General features: G+C 60.7%; 11 protein-coding genes and 1 pseudogene. 8 read left to right on the top strand and 4 right to left on the bottom strand.

Annotated features, from left to right (window positions below):
* Positions 1–89: 89 nt before the first annotated feature.
* Positions 90–1709 carry a PvdJ/PvdD/PvdP-like protein gene (locus CKW19_RS18115; RefSeq protein WP_095059081.1) on the bottom strand — a complete coding sequence of 540 codons (1620 nt, stop codon included), beginning with the start codon at positions 1707–1709 and terminating at the stop codon, positions 90–92.
* 206 nt (positions 1710–1915) lie between these two features.
* Between CKW19_RS18115 and pvdM the strand changes: the two genes are divergently transcribed.
* The 6 genes from pvdM to CKW19_RS18085 all read left to right on the top strand — a co-directional run bounded on the left by pvdM (position 1916) and on the right by CKW19_RS18085 (position 12092).
* Complete coding sequence (pvdM, locus tag CKW19_RS18110) at positions 1916–3265, top strand: pyoverdine-tailoring dipeptidase-like protein PvdM (protein ID WP_095059080.1); 1350 nt, start codon at positions 1916–1918, stop codon at positions 3263–3265.
* 30 nt (positions 3266–3295) lie between these two features.
* Positions 3296–4576 (top strand): aminotransferase class V-fold PLP-dependent enzyme, encoded by a 1281-nt coding sequence (locus CKW19_RS18105; protein WP_095059079.1) that lies wholly within the window; start codon positions 3296–3298, stop codon positions 4574–4576.
* A gap of 16 nt (positions 4577–4592) precedes the next feature.
* On the top strand, positions 4593–5465 hold the full coding sequence (locus CKW19_RS18100) for a formylglycine-generating enzyme family protein (protein WP_095059078.1): 873 nt from the start codon (positions 4593–4595) through the stop codon (positions 5463–5465).
* A 305-nt stretch (positions 5466–5770) separates the two neighbouring features.
* On the top strand, positions 5771–7420 hold the full coding sequence (locus tag CKW19_RS18095; RefSeq protein WP_095059077.1) for a cyclic peptide export ABC transporter: 1650 nt from the start codon (positions 5771–5773) through the stop codon (positions 7418–7420).
* Between the two features lie 127 nt (positions 7421–7547).
* Positions 7548–9965 carry a TonB-dependent siderophore receptor gene (locus CKW19_RS18090; protein WP_095059076.1) on the top strand — a complete coding sequence of 806 codons (2418 nt, stop codon included), beginning with the start codon at positions 7548–7550 and terminating at the stop codon, positions 9963–9965.
* Between the two features lie 207 nt (positions 9966–10172).
* Positions 10173–12092, top strand: coding sequence for a tyrosine-protein phosphatase (locus CKW19_RS18085; RefSeq protein ID WP_095059075.1), 1920 nt, complete (start codon positions 10173–10175; stop codon positions 12090–12092).
* A gap of 51 nt (positions 12093–12143) precedes the next feature.
* Here the strand turns inward: CKW19_RS18085 and CKW19_RS18080 are convergent, their stop codons facing one another.
* A complete protein-coding gene (locus CKW19_RS18080) occupies positions 12144–13085 on the bottom strand; it encodes a helix-turn-helix domain-containing protein (protein ID WP_371856298.1) in 942 nt (313 codons plus the stop codon).
* Positions 13086–13244: 159 nt separating this feature from the next.
* On the opposite strand from CKW19_RS18080, the gene CKW19_RS18075 reads away from it, so the two are divergent.
* Positions 13245–13640 (top strand): GFA family protein, encoded by a 396-nt coding sequence (locus CKW19_RS18075; RefSeq protein ID WP_095059073.1) that lies wholly within the window; start codon positions 13245–13247, stop codon positions 13638–13640.
* On the opposite strand, the pseudogene CKW19_RS18070 reads toward CKW19_RS18075, so the two are convergent.
* Positions 13637–13750: pseudogene (locus tag CKW19_RS18070) on the bottom strand (VOC family protein); the annotation flags it as partial. The gene CKW19_RS18075 and the pseudogene CKW19_RS18070 overlap by 4 nt on opposite strands.
* Before the next feature lie 122 nt (positions 13751–13872).
* The gene (locus CKW19_RS18065) at positions 13873–14325 is read right to left on the bottom strand and encodes a hypothetical protein (RefSeq protein WP_095059072.1); all 453 of its coding nucleotides are present in this window, start codon (positions 14323–14325) and stop codon (positions 13873–13875) included.
* Positions 14326–14528: 203 nt separating this feature from the next.
* Between CKW19_RS18065 and CKW19_RS18060 the strand changes: the two genes are divergently transcribed.
* A complete protein-coding gene (locus CKW19_RS18060; protein WP_095059071.1) occupies positions 14529–16727 on the top strand; it encodes an OsmC domain/YcaO domain-containing protein in 2199 nt (732 codons plus the stop codon).
* Positions 16728–16819 lie beyond the last annotated feature (92 nt).

The following is a 16819-nucleotide window of genomic DNA, read 5'->3' as shown; positions in this document are numbered from 1 at the left end:
CCTACAAGGTTTTGTGGTTGCCGCCTGGTTCGGGCACGACACAAAACCTGTAGGAGCGGGCTTGCCAGCGATTGAACGATTACGCGGTATCAAACCGGAGTTTGCCTGGCCTTCAGATGGCGCGCATACCACGGCCGCTGTGGGACCTTGCGAAACAGATCCGCCAGTTTCTTTTCATCCTCGCCAAACGTAATCCGCAACGCCAGCTTCATGGTTTCCGGGTCCATTTCCACTGACTTTCCAGCCTGCAATCCCGGCGTGGTGCTACAACCATGAGTGACCGGCCCCAGCCACGGGTCATCGATTTCGACCCAGCGCCCCGGCGCGAACCATTGCACACCGTTGACCTGCAACCGACTGACCTGCCCCGGATGGAAGCGCTCGTGGGCGCGAAACCAGTCTTCCAGGCGATCGTCGATCCAGCCATGAAAGTGCCAGAACACCGGGCTGACATGGGAGGAAAACGGGTCGCCGAGAAAATCGTTTTCCGGCGCAAACCAGCGTGCGGAAAAGTCCGAGGGATCACGGGCGAACGGCACCGGTTGGCCGTTCGAGGGATCGCGCGGCACCGAGGCCCAGCGCATGTGCAGCCAGTCGTGCAGGCCCAGTTCGACCTCTGAACCGAACTGACCCAACGTCAGCGTCGACAGGTAACGCGGGTCGCGGTAGCGCGATTCCCATACCTGGAAGTTGCTGTGATAGGTCTCGCTGGTCTTGATGTCGCTGACCCACTGCGTGTACTCGTCATCGTCTTCGGCCAGCCAGGTCGGTGGCAGCGAGGTGCCGTCGTGGTTGTCGAAGTAGCGAGCGAAACCGAGCCGGTCCCGGGCCAGTTCCGGCTGCGGCAACGGGAAACGCGACCAGGACGGCAAGTCCTGCATCGTGCGCGCCGTGCCGAGCATATGCCGGTGCATGAAGAAAAAATCCACCCCCGAACCATTGCGATCCTTGCGCTCGCCCCGGGCATCGCGCTCCTGGTCCCGAGGGCCGGGCTGCCAGCCGAGGCCGCGCAAGGCGCCGCGCTGGTCTTCAGACAACTTGTGCCACTTGTCCCGGGAGGCATGCCAGAGCTGGTGAAACAGCCGATGCTCCGGGGACACCAGCCAGGCCAGCAAAGTCGGGTTGAGCCCGGTGCGTTCGCGTGCTTCGGGGAACACGCGTTTGACCGCGATGAAGCGATTGTCCTGAGCGGTCAGCATCAGCGGACGATCCAGATTCAGCACGCGGCCACTGAGGGTGCCGCTGCCAGCGTTACCGAAACCGGCCCAGACCTCGTCCAGGGTCATGTTGAACTCGTAGTCGCAGCTGCCGTTGGCATTGACCAGCCGCCAGCTCAACTGCGCCGGATTCGCCCCGGCCAGATCGCCGAGCACGCGGTAACGGGGCTCTTCGCTTGCGCGCAAACGCTCGGCGGTATCAAGGAAACCGCTGACACCGCGCCCCTTGTGACCGATGTCGAGAAACACTTCCAGGCCCTCCAGCGGCAAGCCCTCGATGCCGGCGTCACGCCCTTCGAAACGAATCTGCCAGACACCGCGCAGCGTATCCGCGAGGCGCTGACCGGCGACATCCGCCACCTCGAACGACGCTTCGCCGGGTGTGATCGTCGGGTCCGCTCTGGTCAACTCGCGATGCCCGTAATACACCGCGGGCAGGGCAGCACCGGTCAGCGCCACACCCGCGAGGAACCATCGTCGAGAAATCGTCATTGCCCTACCTGTGTCAGCCATGGAGCAGGCTTTATCCAAGCTAGAACGTTTGTTGCGCCGACAAATTTAACGGCTTCACTGTAGGAGCTGGCTTGCCAGCGAAGAGGCCGGCACAAACACCTAAATTCTCAGCCCGTCCACTCGTTCCCCCCAGATAGCAAAGGCCCCGCGCCTGCACCCTGACGGCGACCCCGACTGAGACGGCAATGACAAAACCACGTTCGAAAAAGGCTCTTTACATCGGCCTGCCGCTGGCCCTGGCGATCAGCGCGGGTGCCGGCTACGCGGCTTGGGATTATTGGTTCAAGGACAATCCCGGCTATCCGGTCAAGGTGATGAAACAGGCCGATGCCTTGCAGGAGCGCATCCTGTCGTTCGACAGCCACATCACCGTGCCGATTGATTTCGGTACCGCCGGCAACGAGGTGGACAAGGACGGCGAAGGCCAGTTCGACCTGGTCAAGACCGGGCGCGGTCGCCTGTCCGGCGCAGCGCTGACGATCTTCGGCTGGCCGGAAATCTGGAACGGCCCCAACGCCCCCCATCGCCCTACTGCCGGTTTCATCGACGAAGCCCGGCACGAGCAAGAGACCCGCTACAAGATCATCAGCACGATGGTCCGCGACTTTCCCAATCAAGTGGCCATCGCCTACACCCCCGACGATTTCCGTCGCCTGCACGGTGAAGGCAAGTTCGCGATTTTCATGAGCATGCTCAACGCCTACCCGCTGGGCAATGACCTCAATGTGCTGGACAAGTGGGCGGCCCGAGGCATGCGCATGTTCGGCTTCAGTTATGTGGGCAACAACGCCTGGGCCGACTCGTCGCGACCGCTGCCATTTTTCAACGATTCACGGGATGCCCTCGGCGGGCTCTCGGACATCGGCAAACAAGCGGTGCAGCGCCTTAACGACCTGGGCGTAATCATCGATGTGTCGCAGATGTCGACCAAGGCCCTGGAGCAAGTCGCGCAACTGAGCCGCACGCCGATGATCGCGTCCCACTCGGCTCCGCGAGCGTTGGTGGACATCCCGCGCAACCTCAGTGACCAGGAAATGCAGCTGATCAAACACAGCGGCGGCGTGGTGCAGATTGTCGGCTTCCCGACCTACATCCGCCCGCTGAGCCAGGCCACCCAAGACAAGCTCAACGCCCTGCGCGCCCGCTTCGACTTGCAACCGTTGCAAGGCCTGGAGATGGCGCTGATGCCCGGCGACCCGGTGATCACCGTCTGGCCGGAACAGCGTTTCGGCGAGTACGCCAGCCAGCTCTATTCGATCCTCGACGAAGAACCCAAGGCCACCCTCAAGGATTACGGCGACGCCATCGATTATGCCGTGAAGAAAATCGGCATCGACCACGTCGGCATCAGCTCTGACTTCAACGACGGAGGCGGCCTCGACGGCTGGAAAGACGTCAGCGAGGCCCGCAACGTGACCGCCGAACTGATCAGCCGCGGCTACGGTGAAGCCGACATCGCCAAGCTCTGGGGCGGCAATTTCCTGCGGGTTTGGGACCAGGTGCAGAAGTCCTCCCGGCCCGTCGTCCAGAACTGATTTTTACTTTTGCCAAAGCGAACCGAATCCATGACCAACCGTCGTTCATTCCTCAAGCAGGCCGGCATCCTGGCCGCCGGTATCCCCTTGGCCTCGGCCGTGAATCTGCCGGCACTGGCCGCCAGCCCCGCGCCGTTGCCCAAGGACAAATGGGACCAGTTGCGCCAGTTGTTCACCCAGGACCCGAACTACCTGCACTTCGCCAATTTCCTGGTGACCTCGCACCCGCGTCCCGTGCGCGAAGCCATCGAAATGCACCGCGCCAACCTCGACCGCAACCCGGGCCTGGCGATGGATTGGCATCGTGGCGAAACCGAGAAGCGCGAGGAAGAAGTGCGCGTCTGGGCCGGTCGCTACTTGAAAGCCAAGCCGTCGCAGATCGCCCTGACCGGCAGCACCACCGAAGGCCTGGCGATGATTTACGCGGGCATCCACGTGCGCTCGGATCAGGAAATTCTCACCAGCGAACACGAGCACTACGCCGCCAACAGCGTCTTCGAATACCGCACCCAGAAGGACGGCACCCAGGTCCGCAAAATCAAACTGTTCGAAGACCCGTCCAAGGTCTCGACCGCCGAAGTGCTGGCGGCGATTGAAAGCAACATTCGCCCCGAGACCCGTGTGCTGGGCATGACCTGGGTGCACTCCGGCAGCGGCGTGAAGCTACCCATCGGCGAGATCGGCAAACTGGTGGAAGAGAAAAACCGCGGCCGCGACGACAAGGACCGCATCCTCTACGTGGTCGATGGCGTGCACGGTTTCGGCGTGGAGAACGTCGATTTCCCGGACATGCATTGCGACTTTTTCATTGCCGGCACCCACAAATGGATGTTCGGCCCACGGGGCACCGGGATCATCTGCGCCCGCTCCGACGAGCTCAAGGACGTCACCCCGACCATCCCGACCTTCTCCGAAGCGACTCAGTTTTCGACGGTGATGACTTATGGCGGTTATCACTCGTTCGAGCACCGCTGGGCGCTGACCGAGGCGTTCAAGCTGCACTTGGAACTGGGCAAGGCCGACGTCGCTGCACGCATCCACGAGATCAACAGCTACCTGAAAAAGCGTCTGCAAGCGCACCCGTCGGTGGAGCTGGTCACGCCGCTGTCGCCTGAGTATTCGGCCGGTTTCACCTTTTTCCGCATCAAGAACCGGGACTGTGAGGAGGTCGCAAACTACCTGATGGACCAGCGCGTAGTGTGCGACGCCGTTGATCGCGATGTCGGGCCGATCATTCGTGTCTCGCCGGGCTTGCTCAACACCGAAGCGCACATCGACCGTCTGATGGAACTGTTGGCCAACCAGATCTGACTGAGCGAAAGCCACTATGAAAAGCACCCTGAAAAAACTCGGCGCGCTGACGCTGTTGGCCGTGCTCGGCAGCGCCTTGCCGGGCCTCGCCCAGGCCCATACCCCGCCACTGGCAGGCAAGGTTTTCAAGGATTGCCGCAATTGCCCGGAAATGGTGGTGCTGCCGGCAGGCACGTTCACCATGGGCACCCCGGAAGGCGAGCTCGGTCGCGAGCCCGACGAAGGTCCGCTGCATGAGGTGACGTTCGACAAACCCTTCGCCATGAGTCGCTACCAGATCACCGCTGGCGAGTGGAGCCAGTACCTCAAGGAAACCGGGACCACCCTGCCCGACGGCGACACCCGCCCCGGTCGCGAGTGCATCAACAGCAAGCCGCGCTACCCCCAGGGCCCGCGCCAGCCAGCGGTGTGCATGAACTTCGCCGAGGTCAGCGCCTATGTCGCGTGGCTGTCGATGAAAACCGGTCAGCACTACCACATCGTCAGCGAGGCCCAGCGTGAATACGCCGCCCGTGCAGGCTCAAGCGGACCGTTCCCCTTCCCGTTCGACCCGGGCACCGAATACAGCATCGCCACCCACGCCAACACCTACGGCCCGGTCGATGGCTACAGCTACAGCTCGCCGGTCGGCAGCTACCCGCCCAATGCGTTCGGCATGTACGACATGCACGGCAACGTCTACGAGTGGATCGCCGACTGCTACCACCCGGACTACGTTGGCGCGCCCACCGACGGCAGCTCCTGGACCGAACCGAACTGCGACACCCTGCGCATTCGCGGCAACGACTGGGGCGAAGCACCCGTGTTTTCCCGCTCGGGTAACCGCAACGACATCGACCCGCAAACCCGTGGCGACTGGATCGGTTTCCGCGTCGTGCGCACGCTCTGATTCCTCCCCAACCCTTATGGGAGCAGACTTGCTCGCGAAGAGGCCGTACATCCGACATCGTTGTTGACTGACAGGCCGCCATCGCTGGCAAGCCAGCTCCTACAGTTTTTGCGTCGAACTCAAAGTTCTCGAACGACACCCAACCTGTAGGAGCAAGCTTGCTCGCGATCAGGCCGGTACATCCGACATCGTTGTTGATTGACAGGCTCGCTCCCACAGGTTTTGCATCGTCCACCGTTTAAATTAAGCCCTCCATCAGACGTTCTACTGGGTATCTGCCTCAACACCCAAGGAACCCTCTGCTCATGACCCAGCCAACGCGTGGTGCAATTCATGAATTGTTCACCCTCCTGAAACCGTTCCGGCTGGTTGTCAGTCTGTCGATCCTTCTGGGTATGGTCGGCGGTCTGTGCGTGACGGTGCTGCTGGCCACGATCAACAACGCGCTGCACTCGGCGGATGGCCTGACCCAAGGCGTGGTCGCCCTGTTCGGTGGTCTGTGCCTGCTGGCGCTCGGCAGCTCGATCTGCTCGGACATCGGCACCAACTACGTCGGCCAGCACATCATCGCCAAGCTGCGCAAAGAGCTCGGGGAGAAGGTGCTTTCAGCGCCCATCGAACAGATCGAGCGCTACCGCAGCCATCGCTTGATCCCGGTGCTGACCCATGACGTCGACACCATCAGCGACTTCGCTTTCGCCTTCGCGCCCCTGGCCATTTCCCTGACCGTGACCCTCGGCTGCATGGGTTACCTGGCCATGTTGTCGTGGCCGATGTTCCTGATGATGGTGGTGGCGATTGCCATCGGCAGCGGTATTCAATTCTACGCACAGGGCAAGGGCATCCAGGGTTTCATGGCCGCCCGCGACGCCGAAGACGACTTGCAGAAGCACTACAACGCCATCGCCGGTGGCGCCAAGGAGCTGCGCATTCACCGTCCGCGTCGCCAGCGCATGTTCGAGTCGGGCATCCTGGGCACGGCCGATTTCATCTGCAACACCCAAGTGCGTTCGATCAACACCTTCGTGATCGCCAAGACCCTGGGCTCGATGTTGTTCTTCGTGGTGATCGGCCTGGCACTGGCCCTGCAATCGTTCTGGCCGAGCGCCGACAAAGCAGTCATGAGCGGCTTCGTGCTGGTGCTGCTGTACATGAAAGGCCCGATTGAACATCTGGTCAGCACCTTGCCGATCGTGAGCCGGGCACGCATTGCGTTCCGTCGCATCGCCGAGCTGTCGAGCCAGTTTTCCTCACCCGAGCCGCACCTGTTGCTCAACGACAAAGGCATCGCGCCGAGCGTGGTCAACCGCCTGCAACTGGACAATGTCAGCTATGCGTTCCCGGCCGCACCGGGCAGCGAAGCGTTTCGCCTGGGGCCGGTGAACCTGACCATCGAACAAGGCGAGATCATATTCATCGTCGGCGAAAACGGTTGTGGCAAGACCACGCTAATCAAACTGCTGCTGGGCCTCTACGCGCCGCAGCAGGGCGCCATCCTGCTCAACGGTCAAGGCATCGACGCGCAGAACCGTGACGATTATCGCCAGTTGTTCACCACAATTTTCGCCGACTACTACCTGTTCGATGACGTGGTGCAAGGCGATCAGCACATTCCGGAAGACGCCAATCAATACCTGCAACGGCTGGAGATTGCGCACAAGGTCAGCGTCAACGACGGTCGTTTCAGCACCACCGACCTGTCCACCGGACAGCGCAAGCGCCTGGCGCTGGTCAATGCCTGGCTCGAAGAACGCCCGGTGCTGGTGTTTGACGAATGGGCCGCCGACCAGGACCCGACCTTCCGCCGGATCTTCTACACCGAGCTGCTCCCGGACCTTAAGCGCCTGGGAAAAACCATCATCGTCATCTCCCACGACGACCGCTATTTCGACATGGCCGATCAACTGGTGCGCATGGCATCGGGGCGGGTCGTGACCGAGCGCACCGCCGCCTGACAGCGGCAGTCGACACGCAGGTCATTGTTTTTTGAAGTTTGTTTTCCGGTTTAGCCGAAGCGGCCCGTCTAATAATAATTATCATTAACAAAAAATCTGCACACCCCCTTCTGGAGCGATTCGAGCAATGCAAAGCCTTACTCTGTCCCGCGCACCGCTGGCACTCGCCATCGAACGGCAAAAGAAATTTCGAACGGTCTTGCCGGGCGCGCTGCTGACCCTGTTGCTGCTGGGCACCTCCCAGGTTGAAGCCGCGCCGGTGAATGTCAACGTGCCGTCTCAGTCGCTGGCCAGTGCATTGCGCCAACTGGGTCAACAGACCAACCTGCAGATTCTCTACAGCCAGGACATGGTCAACGGCCTCAAGTCGACTGCGGTGTCCGGAAACCTGGAGCCGGAGCAGGCACTGAAAACCTTGCTGCTGGGGAGCGGCATCGGTTTTCAACTGAATGGCAACACGGTTTCACTGGTACCGACGGCGGACAACTCCAGCACGCTGCAACTGGGTGCCACTTCGATCACGGGCCTGGCGCTTGGGCCGACCACCGAAGGCACGCACTCCTACACCAGCGATGAAGTCAGCATCGGCAAGGGCAATATCAAGGTCAAAGACATCCCGCAGTCCGTGTCCGTCGTTACGCGCCAGCGCATGGACGACCAGAACCTGAACAGCCTGCAAGACGCCATGCGCCAGGTCACCGGCGTGACGATCAAGACCTACAACGCCGGTTCCAGCCTCAACGACGTCTACATGCGTGGCTTCCTCGTCGACCAGGTGCAGGTCGACGGCGTGTCGCAACCGACCGGTCAGGGCGACCTGTCCACCAGCTTCGACCTGGCGATGTACGACCGCGTCGAAGTGCTGCGCGGTCCGTCGGGCCTGTATCAGGGCGCTGGCGAACCTGGCGGTACGATCAACGTGGTGCGCAAGCGCGCCCTGGACAAATTTGCCCTGAGTGGCGAAGTGGCGGGCGGTTCTTATGACCACTACCGGTCCTCGGTGGACGTCACCGGCCCGTTGAACGACCAGGGCACCTTTCGCGGGCGTTTCGTAACCGCCTACGAGAACAACAAATCCTACGTCGACTACGCCAAGAACGAACGCCCGATGGTTTACGGTCGTCTGGAGTTCGACCTCGACCCGGCCACCACCCTGTCGGTCGGCGGCGCCTTCCAGAAGAACAATTCCACCCCGGCATTCGGCCTCCCGGCTTACTCCGACGGCAGCATGCTGGACGTCCCCCGCTCGACCTTCGTCGATGCCAAGTGGAACACCCTCAACGAAAAAGTCTGGGAAACCTTTGCTGAAGTGGACCACGCGCTGGACAACGGCGGTCAGTTCAAGACCACCGTGACCTACCGCGATGCCGAAACCCCGGAGCGTAACTTCACCTGGGCCGACGGTCCGGTCGATCCCGAGACCGGCGACAGCTGGGCGGTGGCGTACGACTACTACACCCACATCAAGACCATCGGCGTCGACAGCTTCGTCACCACACCATTCGAATTTGCCGATCGCCAGCACGAGTTCACCCTGGGCGGCGAGTACCAGCATCTGGACAAGGACTTCACCTACGGCGGTGGCGAGTACTTTCCGATCAACGTGTACGATCCGGGCAGCATCGACATTCCACGCAACGACTACGAGCACGTCAACGGCAACTGGTCCAAGTCCGACCAGTACGGCCTCTACACTCGCGCCAAATTCAACGTCACCGATTGGCTCGATGTCATCGGCGGCAGCCGCGTAACCTGGTACGAAAGCGACGCGAAAAACGAGAACGCCTTCTTCAACAACTACGGCGAAGCGCACACCAGCATCACCCACAAAGTCGTGCCGTACGGCGCTATCATCGGCAAGATCACCCCGGAGCTGTCGACCTACTTCAGCTACACCGGCGTATTCAAGCCACAAAGCGAAATCGGCAGTGATGGCGAGCCGGTTGGCCCCCGCGAAGGCGAACAGTATGAGATCGGCCTCAAGCGCGAGTTCTTCGACGGTCGCCTGAACGCCAGCATCGCTGCATTCCGCATCTACGATGAAAACCGGGCCGAGTACGACGACTCCACCGGTGCCTACATGACCGAGGGCAAGGCACGCAGCCAGGGTTGGGAAACCGAGTTGAGCGGTAACCTGACCGACAACTGGAGCATCGTCACGGGTTACGCCTATACCAGCACCAAGTACCTGGAAGCCGCAGACGCCAACAAAGGCAAGACCTTCAGCACCATCACGCCCAAGCACAACTACAACCTGTGGACCAAGTACGACTTCACCGACGGACCGCTCAAGGACTTCAACATCGGCGGTGGCGTGCGTGCCGTCAGCGAAACGTACTACCAGCGTGACGTGAAATTCAAACAAGCTGGCTATGCCGTCACCACGGCCCAGATCGGCTACAAGTTCAACGATCATCTGTCGACGACACTGACTGCCAACAACCTGTTCGACCGCAAGTACTACGACCGCGTCGATGCGGCCTGGGGCACCAACTTCTACGGTGACCCGCGCACCTTTACCCTGAGCGTACGCGCCCAGTACTGATTGACGAAGGCTTCATCGCTGCACACCACCGGGCCCCTTGCGGTCCGGTTTTGTTTTTTGGACACCCCAAAAAACAGCTGACCAGACAGAAAACGAACCTTCTGGACAGATCGCGCAGGCATTTTCTGCCACCGAGAGTTTGTAACATTAAGCGTCATTTCGAATCAGATAGTAGCCAGCCCACCGCTTGATCAATGAGGCTGCATCGTGTTTCAACGTCTTGTGTGTTCGCTGTCCGTTCTGAGCCTGTCCATCGCCGCCGCCCAGGCTGCCGAGACCGCCCCGCTCAACACCCCGCGCCTGAAGGGCATGGACAATTTCCGGGATGTCGCCGGCACCACCACCGCCTATTCCACAGCCAACGACGGCACGATGCGCGCCGGGGTGTTCTATCGCTCCAATGCACTGACCCCGTCTGCGGCAGACCTGACCACCCTGAACAGCCTGGGCATCAAGTCGATCTACGACCTGCGCACGCCGAGCGAAATCGCCGCCACGCCCGACACCCTGATCAGCGGGGCGACCTACAGCAACATCGACATCATCGGCGCCACCGCATCGGGCTCGAACATCACCAACATCTCGTTCCACAGCGCCGCCGAAGCCCTCGCCATGATGCAAGACACCAACCGCGCCTTCGTCAGGGACGCCGGGATGCGCGGCCAGTTCACCCGGCTGTTCAATGAACTCGCCGCGGTTGACGGCGCCGCACTGTTCCATTGCACCGCTGGCAAGGACCGCACCGGCTGGACCGCCGCCGTGCTGCAAAGCATCGCCGGGGTCGACAGCGCAACCATCATGAGCGACTACCTGGCGACCAACGACTACACCGCTGCTCGCATGGCCGCGACCCTCAAAGCGTTGCCGCCGAGCATGGCGGCGATTTATGCGCCGTTGCTCGGCGTAGAGGCCAGCTACCTGCAAGCCGGCCTGGACGAAGTCACCGCGCAGTACGGCACGATGGACAACTACCTCAAGCAAGGCCTGGGTCTGTCGCAAGAGACGATCTACGTGCTGCGCGGCAAGATGGTCGAGTACAACAGCCTGCCGGGCCAGGCAGGTTTTGTCGGCAATGCCGCGGCCGGTGCGCAGCTGCTGCAACAATTGCAGAACACCCGCCTGTCCGGCACTTACAGCGACTACAACTACTACCTGCAATCGGCCATCGACGCCGGTGACCTTGGCGGTGTGCAGTCCACCGTCGGCGGCCAGGTGCATGCCGATGCCGCCAGCTATTTGCTGCGTCAAAACACGATGATCGATCAGGCCGCGGCGCCGTTCACCAGCGGCATTGACCTCAAGGCCGGGCAATACCGGTTGTGGAGCACCGCGCTGGCGGGCTATCTGGGCACTGACGGCTCGGCCCACGCCGAGAGCAGCAACGAGCACAGCCAGGGCCTGATGATCGGCCTGACACAGCGTTTCTCCGAGCAGTTCAGCGCCTACGGTGGCTTTGGCTACAGCAAGGGCAGCGTCGGCGGCGCAGGGGGCGAAGCGGACACCGACCTGACTTTCCTCAGCGCTGGTGCGCGGTTTGCACCGAACGGTCTGGAGCGCGGTCTGTTTATCGACGCCGACGCCAGCGCCGGCTACATCGACTACGACAGCAGCCGCGACCTCGGCGGCGGTCTGGGCACGGCCAAAGGCGACAGCCACGGCAACCTCACCGGTGCCACGTTGGCGTTGGGTTACCGCGTACCGGTCAGCGGCGTGACCCTGGAACCGAGCCTCGGCGTGCGCATCAGTCACCTGAACCTGGCGGGTTTCCAGGAAAAAGGCAGCGAGCTGGCCCTCGACGTCGACGACATCAACCAGACCCGCAAAAGCGCGGTGGCCAACCTCAACGCCTCGTTCAACGCCGTCAGCGTTGGCGCCTGGCAACTGGTGCCGGGTGTACAGGTCGGTTACGAACACGTATTGGGCGACAACGAAATCGACAGCGAAGGCCATCTGCTGGGTCTTGACGTCGAACAGCGCGCCGCTTTCGACAACCGCGACCAGTTCCTGGGTGGGGTGAATGTGATGGCAAATCTGGGCGCATTGAGCGTGGGTGCCGAGCTCGGTGCCATGGGCGGCGGTGACAGCCACGGCAGTTTTGGCAGCCTCAAGGCCAGTTATCTGTTCTAACGGAACTCCACCGGTTCAAACCGCCATCGCGGCGGTTTGAACCACGAACGATCAGGCCGGTTGCCGTACCCGCACCCCCTTCCTCACCTCTACCGGACTGACACCGTAGGCACTCTGAAAATACTGACTGAACCTGCCGACATTGCTGAAACCGAATTGCAACGCCACCTCCGTCACCGAAGGCGCGACGCCTTGCGTGAGCACGCCATAGGCACGTTCCAGACGCACTTGCCGCTGGTAAGCCACGATCGACATCCCGACGAAACGCTGAAAACCGTCCTGCAACGCACGCAGGCTGACGTTCGTCAGGCTCGCCAGTTCCGTACCGCTGACCAGGTTATCGGGATGCGCCTGAATGAATTCGAGCGCCAGCTTCACATGCCGCGGCGCGATGATCGGCGCCGGGCGACGCAGGGCTTCAGTGAAGTTGTGCGGCCAGGTCTCCAGCACGGCATCGACCAGCATTTCGCGCAGGCGCGACGGCATCAGCGAACCGGTATTCATCAGCAGATCAAACTCGGCGCCTGTGGCCAGGTCCACCAGCGCACGGATCCCCTGAAAGGCCGACACCTTCAGATCCACCACCGGCTCGAACACGACTTTTTCCAGGATCGGCTTGCCCAGCAAGGTCGACAGTCGCTCAGTGATCAGTGCGCGCCGTATCGAAATGCCATGCTGCGCGTGATTCTCAATAAAGCGCACCGAACGCACATCGGCCTTGTCGATGGCCAAGCCGATCTGACCAAAGCCGACCGACTCGGTGGCGTGATTGAAGATGATCTTGCCGGCCGTGGGAATGACGAAAGTGATCTCGTCCAGAGGCTCGGGAAAGTCGACCGAGAAATCCCCCCGGTAGTGCATGCGTCTGAAACTCACGCCTTCGTGCCGGCCGTATACCCCACCGATGATGATGTTACGCGGCGGCGGTGGAGAGTCGGCATACAGGTTGCCGAACATCCTTGAAAACACTGCACCAAAGTCGTCGCAGCGCATGTCGTCGGAGCGCAGGATAATTGGCTGGCGGGTTGTGCTTGAGTACACCTGAGAGTCGCCTTGAGTGGGCCGAAGCGGCGCGCAGAATCTATCAGGTGTAAATGACAGGCGCGTGACGGCCTATGCTTCATGAACGCTCGATTCGAGAGGAGGCGCAATATGGACCGATTCACCGGAAGTTGCCTGTGCGCAAACGTGCAGATCGTGGCGACGGGCCGCCCTTACCGGGTCGGCCTCTGCCATTGTCTGGACTGTCGCAAACACCATGGGGCGTTGTTTCACGCCTCCGCGATATTCCCTCAGGAGGCGGTGACCATTAAGGGCGAAACCCGCGACTACGCCGGACGGTTTTTCTGCCCCCGTTGCGGCTCGTCGGTGTTTGCGCGCAGCGGCGACGAAATCGAAGTGAATCTGGGGTCACTCGATGCACCCGACCAACTCAAACCCACTTACGAAAGCTGGACCGTGCGCCGCGAATCCTGGTTGCCGCCCTTCCCGCTCACCCGACACTACGCGGGTGATCGCGAAGGCATCGGGCGTTTCGAAGACGACTAACCTTTCAACGCCGCCTCAATGCCTGCAATGTCGATCTTGCCCATTTGCATCATCGCTTCGAAGGCGCGTTTGGCTGCGGCAGGATCCGGATCGGTGATCGCCGTCGACAGGGCATCACCGTCGTACCAGAGGCAAATCGTGTTTTTGCTAAACATGTGCGTTCTCCAGAATCGGACATTGGCCGGTTCATTCTAGCTCGACATCGTCAGCCAACATTCGCGCCCGGCGTTCGTTACTTCGCCACACTTTGTTCCTTGATATCGCCGCAAAAGATTTCGACGCTGCCATCGGTCGCCGCCGTGCGCACCACCACGGAGTAGTTACCGGCCAGCAAGGCTGACAGCTCGACCGGCGCGCTCCTCGAGAACGTCCAACCGCGTATCGGCTGACGCTCGGTGGTGACGGTATCGTTCATCGCGTAGGCCACCGGCCCCGGTTGCTGGCAGCTGCCTTTGTTGATGAAGCTGTAGAGACGCAGAGGCAAAACAGCACCACTGGGCGCACCGCTGATGAAGAAACTGAGCCCGGTTTGCTTGTCCCACTGGGACAGCGTGACATTGCCGATTTGACCGACGTTCTGCCGCGTGGCAACCAACGGAACATACACACTGTGGCCGGATGACGTGGTGCAGCCGTAGAGACTGCTGACGATCAATAGCGCTGCCAGCGAATGCCTGAGTTTCATGGCCAAACTCCTGCGAAAAGAACTGCAAAGGGAGATTAGCGGGTATAGCTCATTTATGGCGCTTCAGCCGCTGGCTGGCGGCCGGCTCATCAACAGGGCCAGGCAGGCGGACCGGCCAGCGGGCATTGCGCAAAAGCGCAAGACTTCCCGGTGAAAAGCCGGATAATGGCGGCCAATTTGAAGCTCGCAATCTGGTAACCCTCATGGAAATCAAGGTCAACTTTCTCGACAACCTTCGACTTGAAGCCAAGTTCGACGACTTCACGGTGATCGCCGATCAACCGATTCGCTACAAAGGCGATGGTTCGGCTCCGGGTCCGTTCGACTACTTTTTGGCTTCGTCGGCGTTGTGTGCGGCCTATTTTGTGAAGCTGTATTGCGAAACCCGCAATATCCCCACCGAAAACATCCGCCTGTCGCAGAACAACATTGTTGACCCGGAAAACCGCTACAACCAGATTTTCAAGATTCAGGTCGAGTTGCCGGCCGACATCTCCGACAAAGACCGCCAAGGCATTTTGCGTTCCATCGACCGTTGCACGGTGAAAAAGGTCGTGCAAGCCGGGCCTGAGTTCGTGATCGAGGAAGTGGAAAACCTCGATGCCGATGCCCAGGCGCTGCTGATGCCTGCTTCTACCTCAGAAGCAGGCACCTACATTGCGGGCAAGGATCTGCCGCTGGAGCAAACCATCGCCAACATGTCGGGCATTCTCGCCGGGCTGGGCATGAAGATTGAAATCGCTTCGTGGCGCAACATCGTTCCCAACGTCTGGTCGCTGCATATCCGCGATGCGAGCTCGCCGATGTGCTTTACCAACGGCAAGGGCGCGACCAAGGAAGGCGCGTTGGCGTCGGCGTTGGGCGAATTCATCGAGCGTCTCAACTGCAACTTCTTCTACAACGATCAGTTCTGGGGCGAAGAGCTCGCCAATGCGCCATTTGTGCATTACCCGGACGAACGCTGGTTCCAGCCTGGCCCTAAAGACGCACTGCCGGCCGAGATTCTCGACCAATACTGCCTGAAGATTTACAACCGCGATGGCGAGCTGCGCGGCTCGCATTTGTACGACACCAACTCCGGCAATGAAGAGCGCGGTATCGTTTCGCTGCCGTTCGTGCGTCAGTCTGACGGCGAGGTGGTGTATTTCCCGTCCAACCTGATCGAAAACCTGTACCTGAGCAACGGCATGAGCGCCGGTAACACGCTGGCCGAAGCGCAGGTGCAGTGCCTGTCGGAAATCTTCGAGCGCGCGGTCAAACGCGAAATCATCGAAGGCGAAATGGCCCTGCCGGATGTGCCGCAGGAAGTGCTGGCGAAATACCCCGGCATTCTGGCCGGCATCCAGGGCCTGGAAGAGCAAGGCTTCCCGGTGCTGGTCAAGGATGCATCGCTGGGCGGCGAGTTCCCGGTGATGTGCGTCACCCTGATGAACCCGCGTACCGGCGGCGTGTTTGCTTCCTTCGGCGCGCACCCGAGCCTCGAAGTGGCGCTGGAACGCAGCCTGACCGAGTTGTTGCAGGGCCGCAGTTTCGAAGGCCTCAACGATCTGCCGCAGCCGACCTTTGAAGGCCATGCGGTGACGGAACCGAACAACTTCGTCGAGCACTTCATCGATTCCAGCGGCGTGGTCTCGTGGCGCTTCTTCAGTGCCCAGTCGGATTACGAATTTGTCGAGTGGGACTTCTCCGGCCAGGGTGAAAACTCCAACACCGAAGAAGCCGCGACACTGTTCGGCATTCTCGAAAACATGGGCAAGGAAAGCTACATGGCGGTGTACGAGCACATCGGCGCAACTGCCTGCCGCATCCTGGTGCCGGACTACTCGGAAATCTATCCGGTGGACGATCTGATCTGGGACAACACCAACAAAGCGCTGTTCTTCCGTGAAGACATCCTGAACCTGCACAGCCTGGACAAGGCCGGTCTGAAAGCACTGGTCAAGCGCCTGGAAGAAAGCGAGCTGGATGACTACACCGACATCACCACGTTGATCGGCATTGAATTTGACGACAACACCGCTTGGGGTCAGTTGACGATTCTGGAGCTGAAACTGCTGATCTATCTTGCCTTGCAGAAGTTCGACGAAGCGAAAGAAATGGTCGAGATGTTCCTGCAGTACAACGACAACACGGTCGAGCGCGGCTTGTTCTACCAAGCCGTGAATGCGGTGCTGGAGATGAAGCTGGACGAAGACCTGGAACTGGCCGATTACGAGGTCAACTTCCGTCGCATGTTTGGCAACGAGCGGATGGACGCCGTGATTGGCTCCGTGGACGGCAGCGTCCGCTTCTACGGCCTGACGCCGACGAGCATGAAGCTCGAAGGGCTCGACAAACACCTGCGCCTGATCGACAGCTACAAGAAGCTGCACACAGCGCGGGCCAACGTCACCACCAAATAGCCTTTCTGTTTTATGTAGGAGCGAGCCTGCTCGCGATGGACTCAAATGCGCTGCGTTTAACCAGTAAGCACGCGTTTCCGTTAACGACCATC

The sequence above is a fragment of the Pseudomonas sp. Irchel s3f7 genome (genome assembly GCF_900187615.1).
GTDB lineage: Bacteria > Pseudomonadota > Gammaproteobacteria > Pseudomonadales > Pseudomonadaceae > Aquipseudomonas.
The sequence above is the reverse complement of the archived record's forward strand: the minus strand, read 5'-3'. Positions and strand labels throughout refer to the sequence as shown.

Excerpts from the sequence above, each read along its gene's own strand:
- CKW19_RS18115 (WP_095059081.1), bottom strand. The coding sequence starts at position 1,709 with ATGACGATTTCTCGACGATGGTTCCTCGCGGGTGTGGCGCTGACCGGT.
- pvdM (WP_095059080.1), top strand. The coding sequence starts at position 1,916 with ATGACAAAACCACGTTCGAAAAAGGCTCTTTACATCGGCCTGCCGCTG.
- CKW19_RS18105 (WP_095059079.1), top strand. The coding sequence starts at position 3,296 with ATGACCAACCGTCGTTCATTCCTCAAGCAGGCCGGCATCCTGGCCGCC.
- CKW19_RS18100 (WP_095059078.1), top strand. The coding sequence starts at position 4,593 with ATGAAAAGCACCCTGAAAAAACTCGGCGCGCTGACGCTGTTGGCCGTG.
- CKW19_RS18095 (WP_095059077.1), top strand. The coding sequence starts at position 5,771 with ATGACCCAGCCAACGCGTGGTGCAATTCATGAATTGTTCACCCTCCTG.
- CKW19_RS18090 (WP_095059076.1), top strand. The coding sequence starts at position 7,548 with ATGCAAAGCCTTACTCTGTCCCGCGCACCGCTGGCACTCGCCATCGAA.
- CKW19_RS18080 (WP_371856298.1), bottom strand. The coding sequence starts at position 13,085 with ATGCGCTGCGACGACTTTGGTGCAGTGTTTTCAAGGATGTTCGGCAAC.
- CKW19_RS18075 (WP_095059073.1), top strand. The coding sequence starts at position 13,245 with ATGGACCGATTCACCGGAAGTTGCCTGTGCGCAAACGTGCAGATCGTG.
- CKW19_RS18065 (WP_095059072.1), bottom strand. The coding sequence starts at position 14,325 with ATGAAACTCAGGCATTCGCTGGCAGCGCTATTGATCGTCAGCAGTCTC.
- CKW19_RS18060 (WP_095059071.1), top strand. The coding sequence starts at position 14,529 with ATGGAAATCAAGGTCAACTTTCTCGACAACCTTCGACTTGAAGCCAAG.